Below are 23,100 nucleotides of genomic sequence, written 5' to 3'. Positions count from 1 at the left end.
TTTGTTATCCAGCTGGGGGCGCAGCTTTTTCTTCGCTCTCAGCGCCGTGTCTCTTGGATACACGCTCGATGCTCTCAGCAGTTTGTACGGCGGTGTCGCAGACACCAGTGGCGGCAACTGGTTTGGGCAGTGGGGACTTCATGAATCCCTGTCCGCTGCAATTGTGGCGGTCATTTTGGGAAGCCTCTGTGCTTATGTCACCGAGGCATTGCCACCACGGCTTGCTGGCGAGCAGGAAAAGCTGTGGCGCTCACATGTGGTTGGCAGTGTGCTGAAGCCGGAGTTTTCCGCTCCTGAACAAGCCCCGAAGCACGCGCATGGAAGAGGGCACGGTGGCGGGAAATCCGGTCACTCACACCGAAGCGCGTCCAACACTGGCGAAGGCCTACTCTTCGATGCCGCGACCACAAGCGTCGAACAGACCGCGAACTACCGAGCGACATTTCTCGCTCCCACGTTGGCCTCGTTTAGTGCTCCACTGATCATTTTGGCGGTCTGGGCTTTGTGGGTGGATACGAAAACCGCCTTGTGGCTGGCACTATTTTTCATTTCCACGCCGCTGATCATTATTGGTGCGGGAAAGATTCTGCGGAAATCCAATGCGACGTATCGCCGAAAGCAAGCGAAGGCCACGCATGCCTACTTGGAGATGCTCGAAGGGCTGGGAACATTCAAAGTTCTTGGAGCAATTGATCGAGTCATGGCACGTTTTGCCAGCCAAACTCGCACTGCGATGTCTGAGCTCACCGCCCTACTCGCCCGCAATCAGCTGATGATTATTGTCAACGACGCGGTTTTTGGTATTGCAATGTCGACGACCGCAATCGGTCTTGTCTTGCTGCGTTTGCAGGCAGATGCAATCAGCGTGGGCACGGCCCTCGCAGGTGTTTTCCTATCCGTTCTGCTCTACGAGCCCGTCAATCGCGTCGGCCGCACTTTCTACATCGGACTCGGCGGGCGCACGCATCGAAACGGAATAGTGGAGGTATTCGGTGAGCCTGCCGCTAAAGCGTTCACAACCGGAACAGCGCATTCCGCCAAAGCCTCCGCACCGCACGCACCGGAGATTTCCCTCCGCGATGTGAGCGTTGACATCGGCGAAAAGCGCATTCTCTCCGATATCAACCTGACAATTCCAGCCGGCAGCAGAGTCGGCATCGTTGGCCCCAGCGGTTCCGGAAAGAGCACACTCCTGCGTGTACTCGCAGGCCTACAGCCGCATTCCGGGGAAGTCTGCCTTGACGGCCACGCGCTTTCGACCCCGGAGTTGCTCGCCAACTCGCTGCTCATCTCCCAGCAGCCAGCCATTTTCGGCACCACCGTCGCGGACAATCTTCGCATCGCATGCCCGGACGCAACGGCCGTCGATATGCGAAAAGCACTTCGCGACGTGCACTTACTCGCTGAAATCGAGCAGCGCCCTGGTGGTCTCGATTCGGAGGTCGGCGATCAGGGCAATTGGCTCTCAGGCGGGCAACGACGCCGCCTGGCCATTGCGCGTGGTCTGCTCGGCGCCGCTCCGATTGTGCTTCTCGACGAGCCGACAGCGGACATCGATCGTCGGACGGAAGGTCTCATCAAGGAGTCCTTGACCCGCCTTGCTGAAGGACGAACGAGCATCATGGTCGCTCACCGCATGGAAGCGCTATCGGACGTTGATCTGGTCATTGTCGTCGCCGAAGGCCGGATCGTGGCTGCGGGCAAACCCGACCAACTGAGCACAAGCAATGAGTATTACGCACGAGCGCTGACCGAGGAGAGCTGACATGAACAACATCATCTGGTTGCTGCGCTTTTCCGCACAGGCTCGCGGAGCGCTCAGTGCATCTATCCTCGCACGCGTGGCTGGGCACATTCTGGGTGCATTGATGCTGGCTGTGCCCGCCTGGGCAATTGCCACAATTGCGCTGTCGAAGTGGGACGCAACCGACTCGTCGCAAAGCTTGAGCATGCAGTGGACGTGGGCGGTCATTGGCGTGGTTGCAGGGCTGGCGCTGTTGAAAGCGATTCTGCGGTATGTCGAGCAGTACCTCGGGCATCTGGCTGCGTTTCGGCTGCTCGGCGAGCTGCGGCTGTGGATCGTCGAGCGTCTTATCCCGCAGGCGCCCGTGGTAACCGATGGGCTGGGTACTGCCAGGATTCACACAATTGCGATTCGTGATGTTGACCGAGTGGAAGTCTTCTTCGCGCACACAATTGCGCCCGCGGTGACGGCCGTACTGATTCCGCTGATGGCGGTCGTGACAGCGGCATCGACTGCCGGAGCCCTGCCTGCGATTGCTCTGACGCTGACCTTCGCGGTTGGCTTTGTGATTGCGCTCGCAGGCTCTAAGAAGGCGACGACGGAGGCTTCCGCAACGAACTCCACACGCACGGACATTGCGCAGTACATTGCCGATACGCTGCGCCTTCGGGAGGAAATCCTCATCTACGGCGCAGCCGAGCAGCGGCTGCGGGGATTGCGTGAGCTCGATGAACAGCTTGCTCAGAAAATGCGTGCAGGCGGCAAGCGGGCTGGACTGCGCTCTGGCGCGACCGGACTTCGGATTTGGGGTGGCAGCATTGCCGTCTTTTGTGCTGGTATCCCGGCGCTTTCAGCCGACTACCGTATGCTCCCTGCTGTTTTGGTGACGACGTCCCTGGTGGCGGGAACTGCTTCATCAATGGATTCGATCGAGCGCCTGGCATCTTCTCTGCCAGCGGGACTCAATGCAGTCACTCGGATCAGGGAGCTGGCCGCGCAGCCGCCGACTGTGGAAGAGCCGAAGCAGCCGGAGTCGCTGGACCTGCACCACGCGCAGACCGCGAGGGCCAACTCCGGCGACTCAGTCCCTGCCCTCGAACTGAGCGATGTCAGCTACCGCTACCCTGGCGCCGATAACCCTGCACTGACCAAGATCAATCTGCGCATTGCCTCAGGCCAGTTCATCGGTGTGGTCGGCCCAACTGGTTCGGGCAAGTCCACACTCTCCCGGCTAATCCAGCGGCATGTCGATCCGGATGTCGGCGAGGTCATCATCAATGGCCACAATGCCCGTGACCTCGGCTCAACCAATGTCTGCCGAACGGTTGTTGTCGCAGATCAGAATCCCTTTCTCATGGAGGCCACCATCGCTGAGAATCTATGTCTCGGCGCGCCTGATGGCTGCGAGGTTCCCGAATCACTGATGCACTGGGCGCTCGAACTCGCCGCCATCAACCCTGCTGAGATGCCGCTGGACAGGCCCATTGGCCGCCGCGCGCAGCGGCTCAGCGGTGGTCAGCGTCAACGTCTGGCGCTGGCCCGCACCTACTTACGCGCGGTACTAGCCGACGGCACTAAGCCCAATGACCTCGCTGCACACCTCGCCGGAAAGATTGTTATTTTCGACGAAGCCACCAGCCACCAGGATCCACTGACGCAGGCTCGTATCGTAGACAATGCCCGCGCATGTGGAGCGACCTGCATCTTTATTGCGCACCGACTTCAGACACTGGCCGAGGCCGATGACATCCTGGTCATCGAAAACGGCCAGCTCATCGAACGCGGCACGTATGACAACCTCCTCAACGCAGACGGCGCATTTGCTCGACTTGCGCGCGCCGAGGTCTAGGCTCCTTCTAGCTCTCCGCGCAGGTCTTCCGCAGCACCACCACGGTGTCGACAACGTTCTTGCCATCGATTTGCTTGACGACGTCACGCTGCGCCACCACCGCTTCGAGACTCTGCGGCTCGTGCGCAAAGAAATCAGTGACCTCATCCGCGCTGTAGAGCAGCTCGGGGTCTCCCGGGCCGTGGACTTCGTTGTCCGGATGGTGTGAGACTGAGACAAAGTAGCCACCCGGAGTGAGAGCCTCAGCGACGGCTCGCCAGAGGTTCTCCCTGTCCCTGCGCGGCAGGTGAATAAATGCGGCGACTACCAGCTCAAAGCTTCCTGCTTCCGGCTGCCAGTCTGTTAAGTCTTGCTGGACCAGGTTCGCAGAGAGCCCTTCAGCTGCCAACGCGGCTCCAGTATGTTCGAGCCCGACGCTGGAGAAATCCATGCCGGTGACATCCCAGCCCTGGCTGGCTAACCACACCGTGTGACGGCCACGGCCACAGCCTAGGTCGAGCGCACGTGAGGGGTCGGAGAAACCTTTCCAGATTACCTCAACATGCTGCGCGATTGTCGGATTCGGTTCGCCGCCAAAGAAAGAGCGCGAACCGTCACTTGCGGCCTCGCGATCTGCGGTGAATTTCCCATCCCAGAACTCTGCTGTCGACATGCTCACCAGGATAGACGGCACCGAGAGGCAATGCTGGACTACATGAGGTTCTGCGGAGGTTTGAAGTTCTACGGGGAGAGAATCTCCACCGGCAAACTGGCATCCTAGTGATCCTCGACGAGCTCGCGGAGCCGGGCAAAGATTGCCGCACCATCGTGGCGAATGCCGTCATGCTGGAATGCATTGGTCACATGTGGCCGCAGGTCCCGGTAGCAGTTGGCTGTCTCCATGGAGTACTCGAACGGCACGAAAATATCGTCGAGGTAAACCGCGGCTGCCGAGGTCGGGGCGTCGGCAAGCAAGCGTGCGGAATCATACGGCGAGCTTTCCCAGGTGTGCTGCGCAAATGCTTCCGCCTTTTCCTTGAAAGGAACGAGCGCGGGGTCCTCGTCGAATTGCCAGGGGAAAACGTGCTCACCGGTGAGATAAAACGGCTCGTCTCCTGCAGGATTGGCTTTTTCTTCAAAACCTGGGATTTCCTCGCGAATACGGTGAGCTGCCCAATTAGTTGTGGGCTGGTTCCCGACGCCACCATAAATGGATTCATGAATCGCGGCGTATAGCGGACCGTCGGCGAAACTCACGCGGGTCCCTACATCGGCCAGAAAATCGGTGCGCAATTGCTTTTCGCCATTGCGAATGTGGAATGGCTCTTCCAACAAATACGCCAGATTGTGGAATCCATCTCCGCGGCCTAATTCAATTCCGATGGTGCGGAATCGGCGAGAACTCAGTCGCTCACCGGTGGGGAGAGTTTCTGCAGATTGCTCGAGGTGCGCGCAGATTTCTCGAATTCGGTTTTCGGCCCACGGATACTCGCGATAAAAACGCTCGTGACGGGTGCGCAGCTTCGCATACGTCGTGCGATAAAGGTCGTCAGCACCACGGTCCAGAACAGGTAAACCGCCTGTGAGATAAGCGTGCTCCACGGATTCCGGATAGCGGCTGAGATACGAAGTAATACAAAACCCGCCAAAGGACTGGCCATACAGTGACCATTTGGCAATGCCCAAATGCTTTCGCAATGCTTCCGCGTCTTCGACGATGTATTCCTGACGCAATTGGGCAAGCCGCTCGGCCGGAACATCTGCAATATTGGCCACATCAAATCGATGCGAGCGCCCAGTGCCGCGCTGATCCAGCAGGATGACGCGGAATTCCTTCAGCGCCTCACCGATTACTCCGCTGGCACCTACCGGACGCGGTGCCGGAAATCCCGGGCCGCCCTGCAAATAGACAATTGCCGGCGCATCCTCATTTCCTGGCGCATAGATTTCCCTGGCGAAAAGCTCAAATGTCGCGGCATTCGCAGCTTCGGTAAAAGGATCCCAGGGCACCTCAACGGTGTGTTCCTTAATAATGTACCCAAAATGCCTGCTTGCAGTACTCGTCGATGCCATGTCTCTGCCGCTCCTCTAATCCCGCTGCTCGTATTTCTTCATCAGCTTTGCGACGAGTAAATCGGTCGCCTCATCGTCCGCAAGAATTTGATCCAACATCTCCCGGTATTCCCGCTGCCGCAGTGCCGTATCTTCTCCGTAGTCATCATAGGAATCACCGGATAGGTCCACACCGAAATCGGATTCGTCGCTGTCATCCTGCACTGTCTCCTGCTGCGCCGTCGGCATGTGCAGATCCGCTGGGAAGTCCGCATTGAACTCCTCCAGGAATTCCTCCGCGTTGGCCTCGGCGTCGGAACGCGACACTCCCCTATCAACCTCAGCCTGAATGCGACGCTGCAGCGCTTTTTCCATCTGTCGGTGACGCCAGCTGCGGAGGCGTGCGGGCTCGAAACGTCGACCAACCTCGCGGCTCTTGCCCTCTGCTCGACGTGCGAGGACCGCAATCTGCGCCGCGGTGTCGTTCAGTGGCGCCCACTCCGAGTGTGCCGACACTCGCCAATTACCCCAGTACCCCAGCAGCGAAAGCAGGATGCTGACGATAGGACCAATGACCATGGACACGGCCATAAATCCCAAATGGTGGCCTCCGATGACAATGACCGCGCAAGCCACGGCCGGGATGACCGTGGGCTGGTTGCCGCCGAAAACAGCGGGTACTCGCCCGGTCACAATGTCGCGGATCATGGAACCACCAGTGGCGGTGAAAACGCCCATCATGATGCACGGCAGAATGGGCAGACCATACGTGACGCCTTTGACCGTTCCCGTAGCTGCCCAGAGTCCCGAGACCACAGCGTCACCGTGGACCTGAACGTATTCCCAGGTCTTTCCTTTGAAATAGAAAAATCGCGCAATGAGCGCACCAGTAAACGCCAGGATTAGGTACTCCGGCTGGCTCATTGCGGCGACGGTGCCCTGGTTAATCAGAACATCGCGAATCATGCCGCCGCCCAGTGCGGAGAACAGCGCAATAAAGAAGAACCCGATGATGTCGTAGCCTCGTTGCCGGGCGATGGTGCCACCAATGATGCCCATGAGCAGGACACCACTGACATCGGACCACCGGTACATCGACTCGATGAGCGGATCTACTTCTGCGACGTTCATGATGTTCAAGCTTAGACGCTGCTATTTTTCAAGCATCAACGAAAGGTCGGGATACCCATGGAAAACGCTGACACCTTTGCTTCGGCACGCCCTAGCGACAGGCTCATGCGCGGCATCGCTATCGCCTCTCGCGCGCACGATGGGCACTACCGAAAGGGCTCGGGCGTTCCCTATATCAGCCATCCGATGTCGGTGATGTTGATTGCGGCGAGCGTGACTAACGACGAAGACGTGCTGTTGGCAGCCCTCTTCCACGACATTTTGGAAGACGTGCCGGAAAACTACTCACGTGCCGAGATGGAAGATGAGTTCGGGCCTCGCGTGGTTGAGATCGTCGAGGGCGTCACCAAAGACTCTTCCCTGCCCTCGTGGCAGGAGCGTGCCGATGCCTACCTGGAGCAGCTTTCTCATGGCAGCGAGGAATCTGTCATCGTGGCCGCTGCGGATAAGTTCCACAATCTCAGCCAGACTCTGGAGGATTTAGACCGCGATGGCCACGCTCTGTGGGAACGCTTTCGTTCAACTCCGAGCCAGCAACTGTGGTGGTACACAAGCGTCCGCAACGTGATTGCCGAACGACTGCCCGACTTGCCTTTGCTAGCGGACCTGGGCGTTCTTATTGAGCGCCTCGATTCCTGGGTACAAGAGGCGTAACCTGCGAGTCAACAATTAAACCGACAATAAATCCGGGAACGCGCAACAGGAGAATAATAGTGACTTCCACCGATGCATCGTCCACAACCGAACTGCCCACTACCACTCAGCAGTGGGTTCTGGCTTCCCGCCCGACTGGCCTGCCGACTGACGAGAATTTCCGCCTCGAGACCGTCGATTTGCCAGAGCTTAACGACGGCGACATTTTGGTAGCCAACTCGGTCGCTACCGTCGATCCCTACATGCGTGGCCGTATGAACGACACCAAGTCGTACGTTCCTCCTTTTCAGCTTGACCAGCCAATGACTGGCGGCGCTGTGGGCACTGTCCTTGCGTCCAAGTCGGATAAGTTCCAGGTTGGCGACGCTGTCCGCCACTCTTATGGCTGGCAGACCAATGCTGTTATTGCCGATTCCGAGGCAACACCGGTTGACCTGAACGTTGCACCGGCTGCTGCCTACCTGGGCATCCTTGGTCTTACTGGCCTTACTGCTTACGTTGGCCTGACTGCTGTCGGAGAGATGAAGGAAGGCGACGTCGTCTTTATCTCTGGCGCTGCTGGTGCGGTCGGCTCGGCTGCTGGTCAGTTTGCCAAGCAGATGGGCGCATCCCGTGTCATTGGTTCCGCCGGCTCGGACGAAAAGGTTGAGCGCCTACTCGAACTCGGCTTTGATGCCGCCTTCAACTACAACGACGGCCCGGTTGCAGAACAGCTGGCACAGGCAGCGCCGGAGGGCATCGACTTCTACTTCGACAACGTCGGTGGCGACCATCTCGAGGCAGCCATCGGCGCGATGCGCACCTTTGGCCGTGTCGCTATGTGTGGCGCAATCTCCCAGTACAACAACACTGGAGCTCCGACCGGACCACGTAACTTGGCTCTAGCGATTGGCAAGTGCATTACTCTGCGCGGCTTCGTCTTGGGAAAGTACCTGCACCTGGCAGGTGAATTCCAGGAGCGAATGGCTCCGCTCGTGGTCAGTGGCAAGGTCGCCTACGATGTCACCACTCGTCACGGCATCGAGAACATGCCAGCTGCATTCCTCGAGCTGTTTAGCGGAGGCAATACCGGCAAGATGGTCGTAGAGTTCTAAATAACTGTCTTGTGGGGCGCCGAGACTTCCTTCAGCCTGCTCGACATAGCGACACCAACCAGTCCCATTAGTGCCAGGAAGATTAAAGCTGCCGCAGGGCCGAAGCTGGCGATAACACCCGAAAGCGCACCGACGATGAGCAGGACGACACCCATGATGGTGTTGGCCGCTCCGACGTACTCGGTGCGCTTGTCGCCTTCTGCCATGTCCACAACATAGGTCGAACGAGCCACGCGAACACCCGCGTGGACGACCGACATTGCGAAGAAACCGAGTGGGAAAATCCAGGCATTGGCACTGGTGGAAAGCCAGTGCGCACTGGCGACCAGCAGGAAAAGAACAATCGAGCCGACCAGCGAAGAGTAGGTCAGGACCTTCTTCGAGGATTTATCCGACCAGATTCCCGCGACTTTTCCACCAACCAAAGAGGCGAACCCGGCGGCGAGCATGAAGATACCAACGTTGGCGCTTACTCCCCCGCCACCACCATCAGCGGCTTCCAGGTCAGCACCCACCTGTGCACTTAGGGTCACAATGAACGACGTGGACAGTGCTGTGACCAGCAAGAGGCTTCGGACAATCACAAAGTCACGAAAGTTTTTATCCTCTGCAAAGAGCCGCCAGGTGTCCTTCCACCAGGTTTTATTCGGTTCTTCCTTGTCCCCCTCGTTGGTGGGCTCAACAATTCCCCGGAAAATCACAACCGCAACCACCCACGACAGTGCCGCAACAAAAATGAGGCCCGCCACGATTGGTTTGGTGACGTTGTCGCGGATGATCCACAACACCGCACCGACAATAATTGCGGCGACACCGCCCAACATCGCAGCTCGGCCACTAATCTGCCCGCGCTGTCCCTTCGGAATCGTGCGGCCCTGAACATCCTTCGAGGCCATCGAGCACAGAGCTCGTGCCGTCGCAAAGCCTGCAAGCGCGACGATGACAGCGACGCCGAGCGCGGTGCCTTCCAGGAACAACGCCGCCAGACCAATCAGCGCTGCTGCGATGGCTTGCCCCAAAGCACCAGCGATCCAGACGGTTGTGCGGCGCGGGCGAGACTTTACCCACGGTGTCAGCGCTGCCTGCGGAAGCATCGAACCAGACTCACGCACCGGCACAAGCATGGCGATGAAGAAGCCCGGCGCTCCAGCCGAATGAAGTAACCATGGCAACAGCGTCTTTGCCGCAACGATTTGATCGCCGATATTCTGCAAACCGTGCGCCCAAACGTAGCGCTTGGCGTTGGCGCTGGCGTGTTTTTGCACCGACTCTGGGTTCTCCCCTGCGGGTTTGGCAGCTTCCGAGCTATCAGTCATACCTTTTACGCTACCTGCCTGTAGCAACGGCGCTACCGCACGTGGCTGTCTGCCCAGGCCAGTCAAAGACCGAATCGCGCTTGTCCCCTCAGCCACTACACTCGCGGGAAGAACATCTAACATCTTCAACGAAAGTAGAAATATGCCCGCTGACCTTTATCGACGTCTCTCCAACCTCGATGGCAAGAGCTACGGTGCATACAAATCTCTTCGTGGCTCCCACGAGCTGCCAGACCTGGACGCGACGCTATTTATCGACAAGGTTCAATCCGACCCCTACGCCCCGGCATCGCGGGCACGCGTCCACATTCCGCTGTCCGTACTGGACTATCGCGGCGCCTCCCGGTCACAGCCCGGTAGGTTCAGCACGGCGGAGCTCGATTTGTTGAACCGCCGCCTCGTGCGCGCTTTGAAGAAGTATGGTCGCGGACTATTCATTGATTCTCCAGGTCAGCAGGTCTTGCGCCGAGCAGCTGTCGCTGAGCTCCGTGCGGATGCGCACGACGTCGATAAGCATGACGATGCCCTCCAGATCAGCCTAGAAATCCAACTGCCCGCCCGCGGCCGACGCATTCTCGGGCGTGAGGCGGCGCGCTTGATCTGTGAGGATCTGTTTGACGCGCTTGACGACGCCATCGTGAACGCACCCATCGATGCGCTCGAGGCAGCCGCGGAATTGGAGTATGACCAGCTCTTTTTGCGCCGTGCAGTGGCGGACGCGGACCTGATTGGGTTTGTGGCAGACAGTGCGGTGTTGCCTCGTCAGGCGGGCAATAGCCAGCTTCCGAAGCCCGGCGCGACTGCGTTTACCTCGCCGGAATCGCTGCAGCACAGTTTTCAGCTGCCGTCGGGCAAAACCGTGCACGGCATGGGTATTCCGCGGGGCGTGACGTTGATTGTTGGTGGCGGTTATCACGGCAAGTCCACGTTGTTGTCTTCCCTGGTCACGGGTGTTTATAACCATGTCGCTGGCGATGGCCGCGAGTTTGTAGTCGCCGACGAGACTGCGGTTGCGCTGCGTGCCGAGGACGGCCGAGCCATCACTGGTGTGGATATCTCGCCGTTTATCAACGGCCTTCCCTCCGGTGATGACACGACTCGATTTTCCACCGCGAATGCATCGGGGTCGACGTCGCAAGCTGCGGGCCTGATGGAGGCGCTAGGTTCCGGTGCGCGAGTGCTGCTCATCGATGAGGACACCTCCGCGACCAACTTTATGATTCGCGATGAGCGCATGCGCCGCCTCATCCCCGATGACCGCGAGCCGATTACTCCACTGGTCGCACGGGTCCGCGAGCTCTGGGAAAACCACGGAATCTCCACGGTCATCGTCGCTGGTGGTTCTGGTGCATTCATCGATGTCGCGGACACCGTGATTGCTATGGATGCGTACACGCCTTACGACGTCACCAAGCGCGCCCGTGAGCTCCGCGAATCGGCTACTCCGGCCGAGCCTTCGCCTGCTTTTGCGCAGATCGGTGAGCGTTTTCTGCAGGCTGACTTCCCCGCCGGTGGTGGCCGTGGTGGGCATGGCGGCCGCGGCGGCGGTCGCGGTGGGCGCGGTGGCGGTGCGAAACCACCTAAGCCACCGCGTGCTCGTGGTCTAGAGCTGATTCAGGTGGGCAAGGACAATCTTGATTTGCGCGCTGTCAGCCAATTGATGGACTCCTCCCAAACAGAAGCAATTGCCCGGATTCTGGGCGCCGTCGTAAAGCAGCTCGATGGGCGTACTGACCTCACCGACCTAATCCAGCGCGAGTACGACAACTTTTGTCATTCACTCTTCGATGTGACAGCTGAGTTCACCAACTCTGGTCATCTGGCCGAGCCTCGCGTCCAGGAGGTCGCAGCGGCAATCAATCGGCTTCGGCTCTTGCGGTAGAGCCTCGAAGATTGGCGGACCCCGGCCCCGCTCCCTCCCCTGCGGCTGCCCCAGCTAACTTCCTCGACGGATTTCGGCGTCAGGTCTTGACCTTGACGCGGCGTCAAACAGAAAGATGATTCCCGTGAGCAACAACGACAACGAGTACACCATCGGCGAGGCAGCCGAGCTCCTGGGCGTTACCACACGCACGCTGAGGCATTGGGATGCCATCGGACTACTCAGCCCGCAGTATCGCACGTGGTCCGATTACCGCCTCTACACCGATGAGGACATCGACACCGCGCTGGAGATTCTGGTCTACCGCGCCGCCGGTGTGCCGTTGAAGACTATCGAGGAGTTCATCCACGGCGATTCCTCCCCGAGAAGTCGGAAAGATCGTTTACTCGCACAGCGAACTGTTCTCACCGAGAAGATCGCTGACCTGCACCACATGGTGCAGTCCTTGGACAAACTGATTGAGGAAGGAAATACCATGAAAGCAAAGACGAAAGCGGAGCTCTTGGGCCGCGACTGGCAGAATCTAGAAGCCGAAGCTGAGGAGCGCTGGGGCGACACCACTGAGTGGGAGCAGTCTCAGCAGGCTCAGGAAAAGATGAAGGACAGCGACTGGGCCGAGCTTGAAGCAGAGGCTAAGGATTTTGCCGATGCGCTTGCCGACGCCGCCGAGCGCCACGTCGAGCCCGGTTCCGCTGAGGCGGCCGAGCTAGTTGACCGTCACTTGGCCTCTATTACTCGCTTCTACGAGGCTGGTCGAGAAAAGCAGATTCTGTTGGCTCGCATGTACGTCGCTGATTCCCGGTTTGATCGGTACTACCGCGGCAATGCTGGCTACCTGCTGGAGCTGATTGAAGCTCAGGCCCGTAAGGAAGGCATTGACCCGGCAACTGCCGAGTGGCGGTAAATACAGGGAAGCAGCCGTTCAGCCCGGCCTTCCCATCCGGGACTGAATCGGCATAGAATTGCCTCATGAAATTCATCGAAGCCGCAGACTTCACCGCTGATCGCCCGTGGGGCGCACTGGATGTGGTCACTATGACTGGAGCCACAAGCGTTCGGCTCCACTGGAGCGATCAGCCATACAAGTGGCACATCAATGATGGCGAAGAGGTCTTTGTGGTTGTCGACGGAGCCGTCGATATGCACTACCGCGATGCGGGAGAGGAATGCGTACGCACATTAACGCCTGGCACTATCTGTTTCGCAGAAGCCGGCGACGAACATGTCGCGCACCCGCAGGGCGAGGCGCGCATGCTTGTCATTGAAAAAGAAGGCTCAGTCTAGCCCACAGCAACAGCAGCTGACAGTGCACACTTCGGCATCTCCATAACTCCGTCATATCCCCGACTCGGGAAGGAATTAACCATGAAATTCTCTCGCTCTATCGCCGCTGTCGCCATCGGTGCCGCTACTGTGCTGGGCGCTGTTGCTGCCTCTCCAGCTGTCGCACAGGCTATTGGTTGCCCCTTTGCACCAGTGCACAAGTATGAAGAACACCGTTTCTCCGGTTCTTCGACTTCAGCAGATGCTTTCAAGGTTTGGTTTAACGGTGGCGTCTACATTGAACCAATCGTCGAAACGCTGGATTTGGTTGAGCTTCAGGTTAACGACACCCAGGTCGCTCACGCTGGCGACATCATCTACAAGGATGAAGACGGCAACTTCTGGGTGAAGTAGCCTACGCAGGAAAAACAGGGCTCAATTACAGGTCTCACCCCGTGGCAGATTAACCTCATCTGAATAGGGCTATAGCGCTTAGCGTTGTGGAGTCACTGGTACTCTGTCTCGCACCTTTTGCAATTTCTGCCACGAGCCCTCGTTTTCAGGAGTGTTCCACCATGGAAATCATCATCGTCGATTCTGAGGCCGAAGTCGCGAGCATCGCTTCGGACTACCTCGCTCACTACGCCAACAAAGGTGGAAACCTCGGTGTAGCGACAGGATCGACTCCGCTTGCGACGTATCGGGAACTGATTCGTCGCCATCGGGCTGGTGAAGTCACTTTTAAGGACTGCAGTTTCTTCGCACTCGACGAATACGTGGGACTGCCCATCGAGCATGAGCAGAGCTACTACCACGTGATTCACAATGAGTTTTCCGATCACGTGGATGTTGACCCGGCGAGGGTCCATATTCCCGATGGCCTCGCGGACGATATCGGCGCGGCCTGCGAGGATTACGAGCGAAAGATTATCGAGGCCGGCGGCATTGACATTCAGTTGCTGGGCATCGGCACCAATGGGCATGTTGGTTTTAACGAGCCCGCCAGCTCTTTTGGCTCTCTGACTCGCATTAAGACGCTGCACCCGCAGACCGTGCTGGATAACGCCCGCTTCTTCGACTCCGCGGACGATGTGCCGTACCACGTGGTCACCCAGGGGCTTGGCACCATTTCACGTGCGGGGCACCTCCTGCTGCTGGCCACCGGCACCGCAAAGGCGCACGCTATTGCCGCATCCATCGAGGGCCCACTGAGCGCGTCGATGCCTGCGTCCGTATTGCAGCTGCACCCACGGGCCACGGTTGTCATTGACCAGGCCGCAGCCAGTGAGCTGAAGAACAAGGAATACTACGAGTTCACCTACGCCCATAAGCCGCAGTGGCAGAAGGATATGTGGAAGTAGGCCCCGGCCCTCCCCGGCCCCTTCCCAACCTTCGCTCCCACCCCCGGACTAGTCAGCGCTAGTCGTCATCATCCATCTCCAGCTCGGGGTCTTCGGCACGCGCCTGCTCGTAAACTTCCTTCGCTGCCGTGAGACTAATGACGCCGATGACAAGTCCCACGACGATGTCCGGCCATGCGCTGAACCAGAAAATGGTGACCACTCCGGCGGCGAGAATGAGCAGGTTCGCCAGGACGTCGTTACGCGCCGCCAACCACGCGCCGCGCATGAGCGCACTGTCAGCCTTGCGCAGATTCATCAGCAAAATCGCGCAGACTAGGTTGATAACCATCGCAATAATTGCCGTTACCGACAGCGTTAGTGGCTCTGGCGGCTCACCGCTAATCATCTTCCAGATGGCGGTGCCGAACGCTGCAATCGCCGGGATCAGAATCAGCCCGGCAAGGCCGATACTCGCTTTACGACGGCTCGCCAGCGACCAACCCAATGCGGTGAGAACTAGCAGGTTGATGACGTAAACACGGGGGACATCGTAACGCTCGGCGCGAGTACCATCGAATCCTATGACGCACCCGCAGAAGTTCCACTCAGAAATGAAGGTTCCCGGCGGCAAATTGGTTGTTGCCGATTGTGAGACCACCGGTGACACGATTTCGTCGATAAGCATTTCGGGCGATTTTTTCCTCGAGCCCGATGAAGCCTACGACATTATTAATGACGCTCTGCTCGGTGCACCTGCGGGAGACCATACGGAGCGTTTACAGGTTCGCCTCGATGCGGCGCTGAAGGATTTTGAGGATCAGTCTGGTCGCGAGGTGCGACTGCACGGTTTTGATACCCACATCATTGCGCAGGTCGTTCGACGTGCACTGACACAGGCTGTCGACTTCACTGATTTGGAGTGGGAGGTTTTGCAGCCGGGAGTCCTGCCGACGGTGATGAATGTTGCTCTCGACGAACTCCTCCTTGACCAAGTCAATTCCGGACAGCGCGGACCAACTCTGCGCTTCTGGGATTGGGATGATCGTGCCACCGTCATCGGTTCCTACCAGTCCTATGTTAATGAACTCGAACCCGAGGGCGTAGAGAAGCACGATGTGCAAGTGGTGCGTCGTCTCTCCGGCGGTGGCGCGATGTTCATGGAGGGTGGCAACTGCGTCACCTACTCGATCTATGTTCCGGAGAAGCTGGTCGCCGGCCTCAGCTACGTCGAATCCTATGAGTTCCTCGACCGCTGGGTCATCGCTGCGCTCGCGCAGCTCGGCGTCAATGCGTGGTATGTCCCCATCAATGACATCACCTCCGATGGCGGCAAGATTGGTGGTGCCGCGCAGAAGCGCCGTGGTTCGACGGTGCTCCACCATGTCACCATGAGCTACGACATCGACGCTGACAAGATGATGGAAGTCCTGCGCATTGGCAAGGCCAAGATTGCCGACAAGGGCTTGCGCAGCGCAAAGAAGCGCGTCGATCCGCTCCGCCGCCAGACGGGTGCCAGCCGCGCCGAAGTCATTGACGCGATGAAGCAGACATTCATCAACCGCTACGGCGCCGCCGAGGTATCGCTTTCCGACGAGGACTTCGCTGCGGCGCAGCATCTTATTGACACCAAATACGGCACGGAGGGCTGGACTCACCGAGTCCCCTAAACGTCGCACTGCTTACTTGTATACGACAGCTGGTCGGGAAAAGGAGTTAACTAAAGGAGACAAGTAAACAAAGGAGAGTCGACGTGAGCGGCGAGCGTGCAATTGGGTCCTATCCTGCGAATATGCACCAAAACCTGGTGAAGGGTTCGGCGCGCGCCGTAACAACACCGCCGTGGTGGTCTCCCCGATATCGAAGGCACCGGAATTGTGATTCACGGGCGCCCACTACAGAGCTTGAACGGTGTCGGCGAATTCACTGAGGCACCGGCCACAACGCCGCTACAGCCCCCGCGAGAGGTTCCAGCGCAGAACCGCAGGCCGGTCATGGTAGCGACCAAGCACTGACAGGGACGCAGTATTCAATGGGAAGGACTGGCCAAGTTCAATGGGCAGTTCCAACCAGGCCGTAGTGAGCGCACGCAGCGAGTGACCGTGTGCGAACAAAATCGCCTTGTCTTCACCCGATTCACGAACCCTTTTGACCACGCGCTCAACGCGCTCACGGACTTCCTCCGCGGTTTCGCCATTGGGCACACCGTGAGTCCAAATCTGCCAGTCGGGAACAGTCTTCTGCACTTCCTTCGAGGTAATCCCCTCGTAGTCGCCGTAGAACCATTCCGCGAGATCCTCTTCGACTTCGAAGTCGTGGAATCCTGCCAATCGAGCGGTCTCTTGGGCACGCTGGCGGGGTGATGCCAGCACTAGCCCAAAGTCCTTCGGATCCAGCCAGCCGTTGAGGGCCTTGGCTTCTTCCCTACCGTTGTCAGTCAGAGGAAGATCAGTTACCGATGTGTGCTGCCCAGTGCGCGACCACTCAGTTTCGCCGTGCCGCACGAGATATAAATCAGTCATAGTTCCAGCTTAGGCTTATCTGAAAGTGCGGTTAGCCGCGGCAGCCCTGCTAGCCCATCACGGGGTCACGGATCCGACTACGAACGCTGCTGAAGTGTTTCCACTGCGCGGTCGGCAAGCTCCTCGCCAGCACCGTCATAAAGGTAGACGGCCATGTCGGCACCAACGTTGAGAAGCTGATCCTTAAACCTCTGCACCTTAGTGGTGGTAGCAACCACGGCTTCGGTGTCCTGCTTACGGATGTTCTGAATCATCGCGTAGGTCTCAGCGTGCTCAGACAGCGCCAACACGTACAGCGCTGGTTTCTTCTCCAACTCGATGTGGTGCCACAGCTCTGGGTCTGTCACATCACCCGGGATAACCTGGTAGCCCTGCTCACGCAGCTCTTCGATGCGATCCTCATCGAAGTCAACGCCAAAGACGTTCATGCCGTACTCATTAACCAACCTGCCGTAGACACCGACGCCGACGCGCCCCATACCCATGATGAGGGCATCAGCGTTATCAATAATGACCGTTGCCTCTTCTGGGACCAGGCGGTCCTCTGGGGTTTCTGGGACGAACTTCTGCAGGAAGCTGACCAGCTTGTCCTCATGCGGGACCATCAGCGAGCTGGCAATGAAGCTACCCGCCACGGCGACTGCCATAATCGAGGTCCACTCATCGGGCAGAATGTCCTGTTGCGTCGCCGCAGCCATGACAATGAGGCCGAACTCCGAGTAGTTACTCAACGTCAGACCCGCCAACGCACTAGTGCGCAGGGACAGTCCGGTGCGCTTGAGAATCCCGATGAAGATAGTGACCTTGAACACCAGGAACAGGACCATAATCGCGGCGATAACGTAGCCGCCAGCACTTGGCAGACCACCGAGGCCAATTTCGATAAAGAACGCGACCAGCAGCAGCTCACGGATACTAATCAGAGCTTCCGACAGACGGTCAGAAATCGGGTGCGAGGACAGCAGAATACCGGCAACCAAGGACCCCAGCGAGCCGGACAGCCCTGCCAGCTCGAAAGCCGAGTAAGCGGCCACAGCAATACCAATGCCGGTGAGAACCAGCAGCTCAGTGCGGAACATGCGGTTGGGAAGCCGCGCCGCCAGCGGACGGATGAAGAACAACAGTGGTAGAGCCAGCGCCCACAGCTCCGGGGTCTTACCCGACGATGCCACCAGCACACCGACCGCAATGATGTCCTGCAGAATGAGCACACCAATCGCGATGCGTCCGATGGCCGAAGCACCGCGGTTCTGCTCCTCCAAGTGGCTCATCACAAACACCGTCGACGAGAAGGAAGTCGCGATGCCGATGTAAATCAACGCAGTCACCGACAGCCCCGTGAGTTCACGCAGCGGCAAGAAACTGGCGATACCAAACAGCACGGCAAAAACCACCGTGTTTAAAAATGCGTGACCCAACCCTGAAAAGACCACTCGCGGCGCCACGATATCCTTGGGATTCAGCTTCAGACCGATTGTGAAGAGCAAGGTGGTAACACCGAGCTCGGCCAGCGAATCAATAAACGGGATTTCCTCAAGTCCCATTGCATGAACGGCAAAACCGGCCCCAAGGAAACCAATCAGCGGCGGCAGCCGAAGCAACGAAGCACCGAGCCCGCCGATAATCGAAAACAGTATTGCTGTTAGGTATACGGATTCCACCCATCAAAGATAACGTCTGACACAACTGATAAATGCAGAGGTTGGCCATTAACCGTTCTTTGCCACCCGACTGGGGCTAGCGTCTTGGGAGCTAGCGTCGGTACGGAACCTCGCCCAATGCAATCGGCTGCGGGTGCTCTGCCACCCACGCGACCGCCGCTGCCGTCAACGCATCAATGTCCGCCTCACCAGCTTTGCGCTGCTTTACGACGGCCATTGCATCCTCGGCAGCCCCAACCGTCTCCAGCCAAAAGTCGGTCATCGCGACAAAGTCTTCGTCCCAGTTGACGTAGCCCATCTCCAGGGCCTCGTACCCGAGCCGGCCCACGATGCGAATAACCTCGCCCTGCACAGTCGCGGCTGCGCCACCACCCGGCACCAGGTAGTTCCAGAGGTATCGGAACTGACCGTTGGTCGACTTGCCTGCGGGGACAATGATGTCGCTGTGGCCATCGTGAGGTGTAATCACGTCCGGACGTTCCGCACCGATGCGCTCGTAGAGGCGATCCATAACTGGCTGGTACTTGTCGCGTTGCTTCTCTGACATGCGGTTGTAGCGGCGACCGAACTTGGTGAACTCTTCGCGCACTTCGTCGTCGATTTCCGAACCAGCGTCCAGAAGCACCTCGATGCTGTCTAGGACTCGACTGAGGGAATCGGTATCGGCAGCAGCAACCGCCTCTTTGAACGCTGTCCGGCCGTGACCGAGGCGGTTCTCGCGGTGAAGGTCAGCACCATTTTCCAACAGCAACGCAATCGCCTTGGGCTGATGGCTCTTCGCTGCCATGAAAAGCGGAGGATACTTACCGGCTTCGATGTCGGCACCGCATTCGAGCAGGATTTTCATCTTGTCGGTATCGCCCCGGCTTGCATGCTCTGCCAGCGCGGTCTTACCGAAGTGGTTCTCAGTGTTGACGTCGATCCCCTGGTCGATTAGCCAGCGCATGAGCTCTGGCGGGGTGCCACGGAGCGCCAGTGCAGTGTCCTTGCTGTAGCCAAAGACTGCGTCGAGAGCGCAAGTGTCATAGACGGCCTTCAGTGCATCCATGTCACCGGCTTCGAGCAGCTCTTCGAAGTTCTCGACCAGTTTCTTCCGCTTCCGTGGCATGCAGTTTCCCCTTTACTTACCGCCCTCGTCGGTGGACAGCGCAGCCACGAATGCCTCCTGCGGCACCGAAACCGAACCGATGTTCTTCATACGCTTCTTACCGGCCTTCTGCTTCTCCAGCAGCTTGCGCTTACGGGAGATGTCACCGCCGTAACACTTAGCAAGGACGTCCTTGCGCAGTGCACGAATGTTCTCGCGGGCAATAATCTTCGAACCGATTGCGGCCTGAACCGGGACCTCGAACTGCTGGCGAGGAATCAGCTCGCGCAGCTTCTTGGTCATCTTGTTGCCGTACCACTGCGCATTGTCGCGGTGGACGATAGCGGAGAAAGCATCGACTGCTTCGCCCTGCAGGAGGATATCCACCTTGACCAGATCCGCAAGCTGCTCGCCGGCATCTTCGTAGTTCAGCGAGGCATAACCCCTGGTACGGGACTTCAGCATGTCGAAGAAGTCGAAGATGATCTCGCCCAGTGGCATCTTGTAGCGCAGCTCCACGCGGTCTTCCGACAGGTAGTCCATACCGCCCATCTCGCCGCGCTTCTGCTGACACAGCTCCATGGTGGGGCCAACGAATTCACTCGGCACAACGATGGTGCACTTGACCATCGGCTCGTAAATTTCGCGGAGCTTGCCCTCGGGCCAGTCACTCGGATTGTGAACAGTGACCTCGGTGCCGTCCTCAATGACAACGCGGTAGACAACGTTCGGAGCCGTCGAAATCAAATCCAGGTCGAACTCGCGCTCGAGGCGGGCACGGGTAATCTCCATGTGCAGCAAGCCCAAGAAGCCACCGCGGAAACCAAACCCGAGGGCAACCGAAGTCTCCGGTTCGAATGTCAACGAAGCGTCGTTAAGCTGGAGCTTTTCCAACGCATCACGCAGGTCGGGATAGTCCTGCTGAGAGATTGGGAACAGACCGGAGTAGACCATCGGCTTGGGCTCTTCGTAGCCTTCCAGCGGCTCCTCAGCCGGTGTGGCGTTCAGCGTGACGGTATCACCGACCTTGGACTGACGGACATCCTTCACACCAGTGATGAGATAACCGACCTCGCCGACGCCAAGGCCCTTACACTTCTTCGGCTGTGGCGAAACAATGCCGATTTCCAGCAGCTCGTGCTTGGTGCCGGTGGACATCATCTGAATGACCTCACGCGGCTTGAGCTGACCATCAACAACACGGATGTAGGTGACCACACCACGGTAGGTGTCGTAGACGGAGTCAAAAATCAGCGCACGGGCAGGTGCCTCTGGATCGCCGACCGGTGCCGGGACGAGCTCACAGACTCGGTCGAGCATTTCCTCAACGCCCTCACCGGTCTTGCCCGAAACACGCATGACATCCTCCGGCTCACAGCCGATGATGTGCGCAATCTCCTCCGCGTACTTATCCGGATCCGCGGCCGGCAGGTCAATCTTGTTCAGAACCGGGATAATCTCCAGGTCATTTTCCATGGCCAAGTACAGATTGGCCAGCGTCTGCGCTTCGATGCCCTGCGCGGCGTCGACAAGCAGAATCGCGCCTTCACACGCCTCTAGCGCGCGCGAGACCTCGTAGGTGAAGTCGACGTGACCAGGCGTGTCAATCAGGTGCAGGACGATCTCTTCCCCCGCGTGCTTACCTGCGCTCGGAACCCACGGCAGGCGCACGTTCTGAGCCTTAATAGTGATGCCGCGTTCGCGCTCAATATCCATATTGTCGAGGTACTGATCGCGCATGTCGCGCGCCTCCACAACACCCGAGAGCTGCAGAATTCGGTCCGCCAGGGTGGACTTACCGTGGTCAATGTGCGCAATGATGCAGAAATTTCGAATCCGTGAGGGGTCCGTAAAAGTCTGCTCCGCAAAATTCTTGGTCACGTTGGGTCTACTCCGAAAAATAAAGACGTTATGGGCATTGGGGCGCGGCGTTGGCCGACCCACATGCGCCGGCCTCGAAAACCGACCAGCCGGGCTTAAATACAATCACGCACAATCTTACCTATCGATTCCCTCCGCACTAAACCTCTAGACTTAGATTCCATGAGCTCCACTTCGCCCACCGATCAAAATGACCGCGAAAGCTGGCCGCGCCGCCTGCGCAATCGCATCAGCGCGCGTCTTTTCGCCGGTACCGAGTGGTTCCGCGGCCCCGACACCCTCGATGAGGCACTGTTTAAGCTCAACACGCAACTTGGGCTCGCTCAGGACACCTCGCTTTCCGACGAGTCCAAGGAGGCTCTACTTCGACTGCGAGATTCGGTGACCATCGCGCGCCCAACCGCAGAACTGGCCCGCACAATTGTCTACAGCCCTGACATGGATGGCCAGGCCGACCCCGGCGAAGTGGTGTGGATTCCGCTGCAGCTCGAAGGTGAAAATGCCGCTTTGCGTGAGCGCGCTGTGGTCGTGGTTGGTCGCCACGACCAGTATCTTCTGGGCATGCTGATTTCCACACGCACCGAGCACAGTGAGCACCCGGAGTGGCTGTTTATCGGTAGTGGGTTCTGGAATGAAGACCCCAAGCCATCGTGGGTTCGCATGGACCGTATCTTGCTCATTCCAGAATCGGGTATTCGCCGCGCAGGCGCAATGATGCCCCGCAGGCGCTTCGAGCTCATCGCCGCCCGGTTGCGCGGTGACTATGGCTGGAATTAGCCGCAGCTGGAACTAGGCAGCGGCTGGTATTAGGCAGCGCTGTTTGCTAAGATTCTGCAAGTTGTTTACCGTTGCGTTCCTTTGCGGCGAGCGCGGACAGGACCTTGGGTTCGCGTTTTCATCGTCGCATAAGCGCAGTGGGTGGTTTTAACTCGCTGGTTAAAGAGTTTTAACCAGCAGAGGTTCGACCCCGAAATTTGCACTGTGATCAGGAGTTTTCTTGGTGGCGGGCGGTAGCAATTCCAACTACTACGGATACAAGAGGTATTCACGATGGCAAACATCAAGTCCCAGATCAAGCGCAACAAGACCAACGAGAAGGCTCGCCTGCGTAACCAGGCTATCCGCTCTGCAGTCCGCACCGAGATCCGCAAGTTCCAGGCTGCTGTTGAGGCTGGCGACAAGGCTGCTGCTGAGGCTCAGCTGCGCGTTGCTTCCCGCAAGCTGGACAAGGCTGTCACCAAGGGCGTCTTCCACCGCAACACTGCGGCTAACAAGAAGTCCGGTATGGCTAAGGCTTTCAACAAGCTGGAGGGCTAATTCCCTTTTGGCGCTGTGCCGTTCTTGTGGCGCTTGTGCCGTGAAATTAACCGCTTCCTGCTATTTTCCGATTTCATTTCGGATGTGGCGGGAGGCGGTTTTTATTATTTAACCCCAACGCGAGTTAGTGGCTGCGTTTATGGCTGGCGGCGGTGGGGCGATGCGAGTTACTGACTACGTTTATGACAAAAATGGCCCGGTAGGGTCAGGCGGTCATTGCATCATGGATAACACCAGAGATTACCTCCCGGGGAGTTAACCCGTCGAGCACTACCCGCGGCCGGTTATTCAGCAATGCTTCCGCCTCGGCGACCTCTTGGTCGGTGAC

Annotated in this window: 21 protein-coding genes; 12 read left to right on the top strand and 9 right to left on the bottom strand. The window is 58.4% G+C overall.

The window, feature by feature from the left end:
* The first annotated feature begins 46 nt into the window (after window positions 1–46).
* Together QP995_RS00105 and QP995_RS00100 are read left to right on the top strand one after the other, a co-directional pair.
* Window positions 47–1,765, top strand: a complete 1,719-nt coding sequence (locus QP995_RS00105) for an ATP-binding cassette domain-containing protein (protein ID WP_284852779.1) — start codon at window positions 47–49, stop codon at window positions 1,763–1,765.
* Window position 1,766: 1 nt separating this feature from the next.
* Window positions 1,767–3,593 (top strand): amino acid ABC transporter ATP-binding/permease protein, encoded by a 1,827-nt coding sequence (locus QP995_RS00100; RefSeq protein ID WP_284852778.1) that lies wholly within the window; start codon window positions 1,767–1,769, stop codon window positions 3,591–3,593.
* A 7-nt stretch (window positions 3,594–3,600) separates the two neighbouring features.
* Here QP995_RS00100 and QP995_RS00095 read toward each other — a convergent pair whose 3' ends face one another.
* The 3 genes from QP995_RS00095 to QP995_RS00085 all read right to left on the bottom strand — a co-directional run bounded on the left by QP995_RS00095 (window position 3,601) and on the right by QP995_RS00085 (window position 6,755).
* The gene (locus QP995_RS00095; protein ID WP_070605505.1) at window positions 3,601–4,245 is read right to left on the bottom strand and encodes a class I SAM-dependent methyltransferase; all 645 of its coding nucleotides are present in this window, start codon (window positions 4,243–4,245) and stop codon (window positions 3,601–3,603) included.
* Between the two features lie 104 nt (window positions 4,246–4,349).
* Complete coding sequence (locus tag QP995_RS00090) at window positions 4,350–5,645, bottom strand: alpha/beta fold hydrolase (protein ID WP_284852777.1); 1,296 nt, start codon at window positions 5,643–5,645, stop codon at window positions 4,350–4,352.
* 15 nt (window positions 5,646–5,660) lie between these two features.
* On the bottom strand, window positions 5,661–6,755 hold the full coding sequence (locus tag QP995_RS00085) for a trimeric intracellular cation channel family protein (protein WP_016422340.1): 1,095 nt from the start codon (window positions 6,753–6,755) through the stop codon (window positions 5,661–5,663).
* Window positions 6,756–6,812: 57 nt separating this feature from the next.
* On the opposite strand from QP995_RS00085, the gene QP995_RS00080 reads away from it, so the two are divergent.
* Both QP995_RS00080 and QP995_RS00075 read left to right on the top strand, forming a co-directional pair.
* On the top strand, window positions 6,813–7,409 hold the full coding sequence (locus QP995_RS00080; RefSeq protein WP_049172644.1) for an HD domain-containing protein: 597 nt from the start codon (window positions 6,813–6,815) through the stop codon (window positions 7,407–7,409).
* A 59-nt stretch (window positions 7,410–7,468) separates the two neighbouring features.
* Window positions 7,469–8,503, top strand: a complete 1,035-nt coding sequence (locus tag QP995_RS00075) for an NADP-dependent oxidoreductase (protein WP_016422338.1) — start codon at window positions 7,469–7,471, stop codon at window positions 8,501–8,503.
* On the opposite strand, the gene QP995_RS00070 is transcribed toward QP995_RS00075, so the two are convergent.
* Window positions 8,500–9,819 (bottom strand): MFS transporter, encoded by a 1,320-nt coding sequence (locus QP995_RS00070; RefSeq protein ID WP_224783798.1) that lies wholly within the window; start codon window positions 9,817–9,819, stop codon window positions 8,500–8,502. The two genes, QP995_RS00075 and QP995_RS00070, sit on opposite strands and share 4 nt — an antisense overlap.
* A gap of 142 nt (window positions 9,820–9,961) precedes the next feature.
* On the opposite strand from QP995_RS00070, the gene QP995_RS00065 reads away from it, so the two are divergent.
* From QP995_RS00065 to nagB, 5 genes are all read left to right on the top strand, one after another.
* Window positions 9,962–11,701, top strand: coding sequence for an ABC-ATPase domain-containing protein (locus QP995_RS00065; protein ID WP_151011430.1), 1,740 nt, complete (start codon window positions 9,962–9,964; stop codon window positions 11,699–11,701).
* Between the two features lie 115 nt (window positions 11,702–11,816).
* Complete coding sequence (locus tag QP995_RS00060) at window positions 11,817–12,605, top strand: MerR family transcriptional regulator (protein ID WP_049172640.1); 789 nt, start codon at window positions 11,817–11,819, stop codon at window positions 12,603–12,605.
* A gap of 65 nt (window positions 12,606–12,670) precedes the next feature.
* Entirely contained in the window at window positions 12,671–12,985 is a 315-nt protein-coding gene (locus QP995_RS00055; RefSeq protein ID WP_049193606.1) for a cupin domain-containing protein, read from the top strand.
* A gap of 81 nt (window positions 12,986–13,066) precedes the next feature.
* The gene (locus QP995_RS00050; RefSeq protein ID WP_049172637.1) at window positions 13,067–13,378 is read left to right on the top strand and encodes a hypothetical protein; all 312 of its coding nucleotides are present in this window, start codon (window positions 13,067–13,069) and stop codon (window positions 13,376–13,378) included.
* Between the two features lie 161 nt (window positions 13,379–13,539).
* Window positions 13,540–14,325 carry a glucosamine-6-phosphate deaminase gene (nagB, locus tag QP995_RS00045; protein ID WP_049172635.1) on the top strand — a complete coding sequence of 262 codons (786 nt, stop codon included), beginning with the start codon at window positions 13,540–13,542 and terminating at the stop codon, window positions 14,323–14,325.
* A gap of 58 nt (window positions 14,326–14,383) precedes the next feature.
* Here nagB and QP995_RS00040 read toward each other — a convergent pair whose 3' ends face one another.
* On the bottom strand, window positions 14,384–14,965 hold the full coding sequence (locus QP995_RS00040; RefSeq protein WP_284852776.1) for a cation efflux transmembrane domain-containing protein: 582 nt from the start codon (window positions 14,963–14,965) through the stop codon (window positions 14,384–14,386).
* Here QP995_RS00040 and QP995_RS00035 point away from each other — a divergent pair.
* Window positions 14,889–15,974: a lipoate--protein ligase family protein gene (locus QP995_RS00035; protein ID WP_070549440.1), complete on the top strand. Its 1,086-nt coding sequence runs from the start codon at window positions 14,889–14,891 to the stop codon at window positions 15,972–15,974. The genes QP995_RS00040 and QP995_RS00035 overlap by 77 nt on opposite strands.
* Before the next feature lie 279 nt (window positions 15,975–16,253).
* Here QP995_RS00035 and QP995_RS00030 read toward each other — a convergent pair whose 3' ends face one another.
* From QP995_RS00030 to lepA, 4 genes are all read right to left on the bottom strand, one after another.
* Window positions 16,254–16,826, bottom strand: coding sequence for a histidine phosphatase family protein (locus tag QP995_RS00030; RefSeq protein WP_049189288.1), 573 nt, complete (start codon window positions 16,824–16,826; stop codon window positions 16,254–16,256).
* A gap of 77 nt (window positions 16,827–16,903) precedes the next feature.
* A complete protein-coding gene (locus QP995_RS00025) occupies window positions 16,904–18,487 on the bottom strand; it encodes a cation:proton antiporter domain-containing protein (protein ID WP_049189287.1) in 1,584 nt (527 codons plus the stop codon).
* A 91-nt stretch (window positions 18,488–18,578) separates the two neighbouring features.
* Entirely contained in the window at window positions 18,579–19,595 is a 1,017-nt protein-coding gene (locus tag QP995_RS00020) for an ankyrin repeat domain-containing protein (protein ID WP_070546428.1), read from the bottom strand.
* Window positions 19,596–19,607: 12 nt separating this feature from the next.
* Window positions 19,608–21,455 (bottom strand): translation elongation factor 4, encoded by a 1,848-nt coding sequence (gene lepA / locus QP995_RS00015; protein WP_141744758.1) that lies wholly within the window; start codon window positions 21,453–21,455, stop codon window positions 19,608–19,610.
* A gap of 162 nt (window positions 21,456–21,617) precedes the next feature.
* On the opposite strand from lepA, the gene QP995_RS00010 reads away from it, so the two are divergent.
* Complete coding sequence (locus QP995_RS00010; protein WP_070549439.1) at window positions 21,618–22,232, top strand: type II toxin-antitoxin system PemK/MazF family toxin; 615 nt, start codon at window positions 21,618–21,620, stop codon at window positions 22,230–22,232.
* Between the two features lie 273 nt (window positions 22,233–22,505).
* Window positions 22,506–22,772: a 30S ribosomal protein S20 gene (rpsT, locus tag QP995_RS00005; RefSeq protein ID WP_016422323.1), complete on the top strand. Its 267-nt coding sequence runs from the start codon at window positions 22,506–22,508 to the stop codon at window positions 22,770–22,772.
* Window positions 22,773–23,100 lie beyond the last annotated feature (328 nt).

Source organism: Corynebacterium sp. MSK032 (assembly GCF_030232065.1).
Lineage (GTDB): Bacteria > Actinomycetota > Actinomycetes > Mycobacteriales > Mycobacteriaceae > Corynebacterium > Corynebacterium jeikeium_D.
Note: the sequence above shows the minus strand (reverse complement) of the source record. Positions and strands in the feature narration are given on the sequence as shown.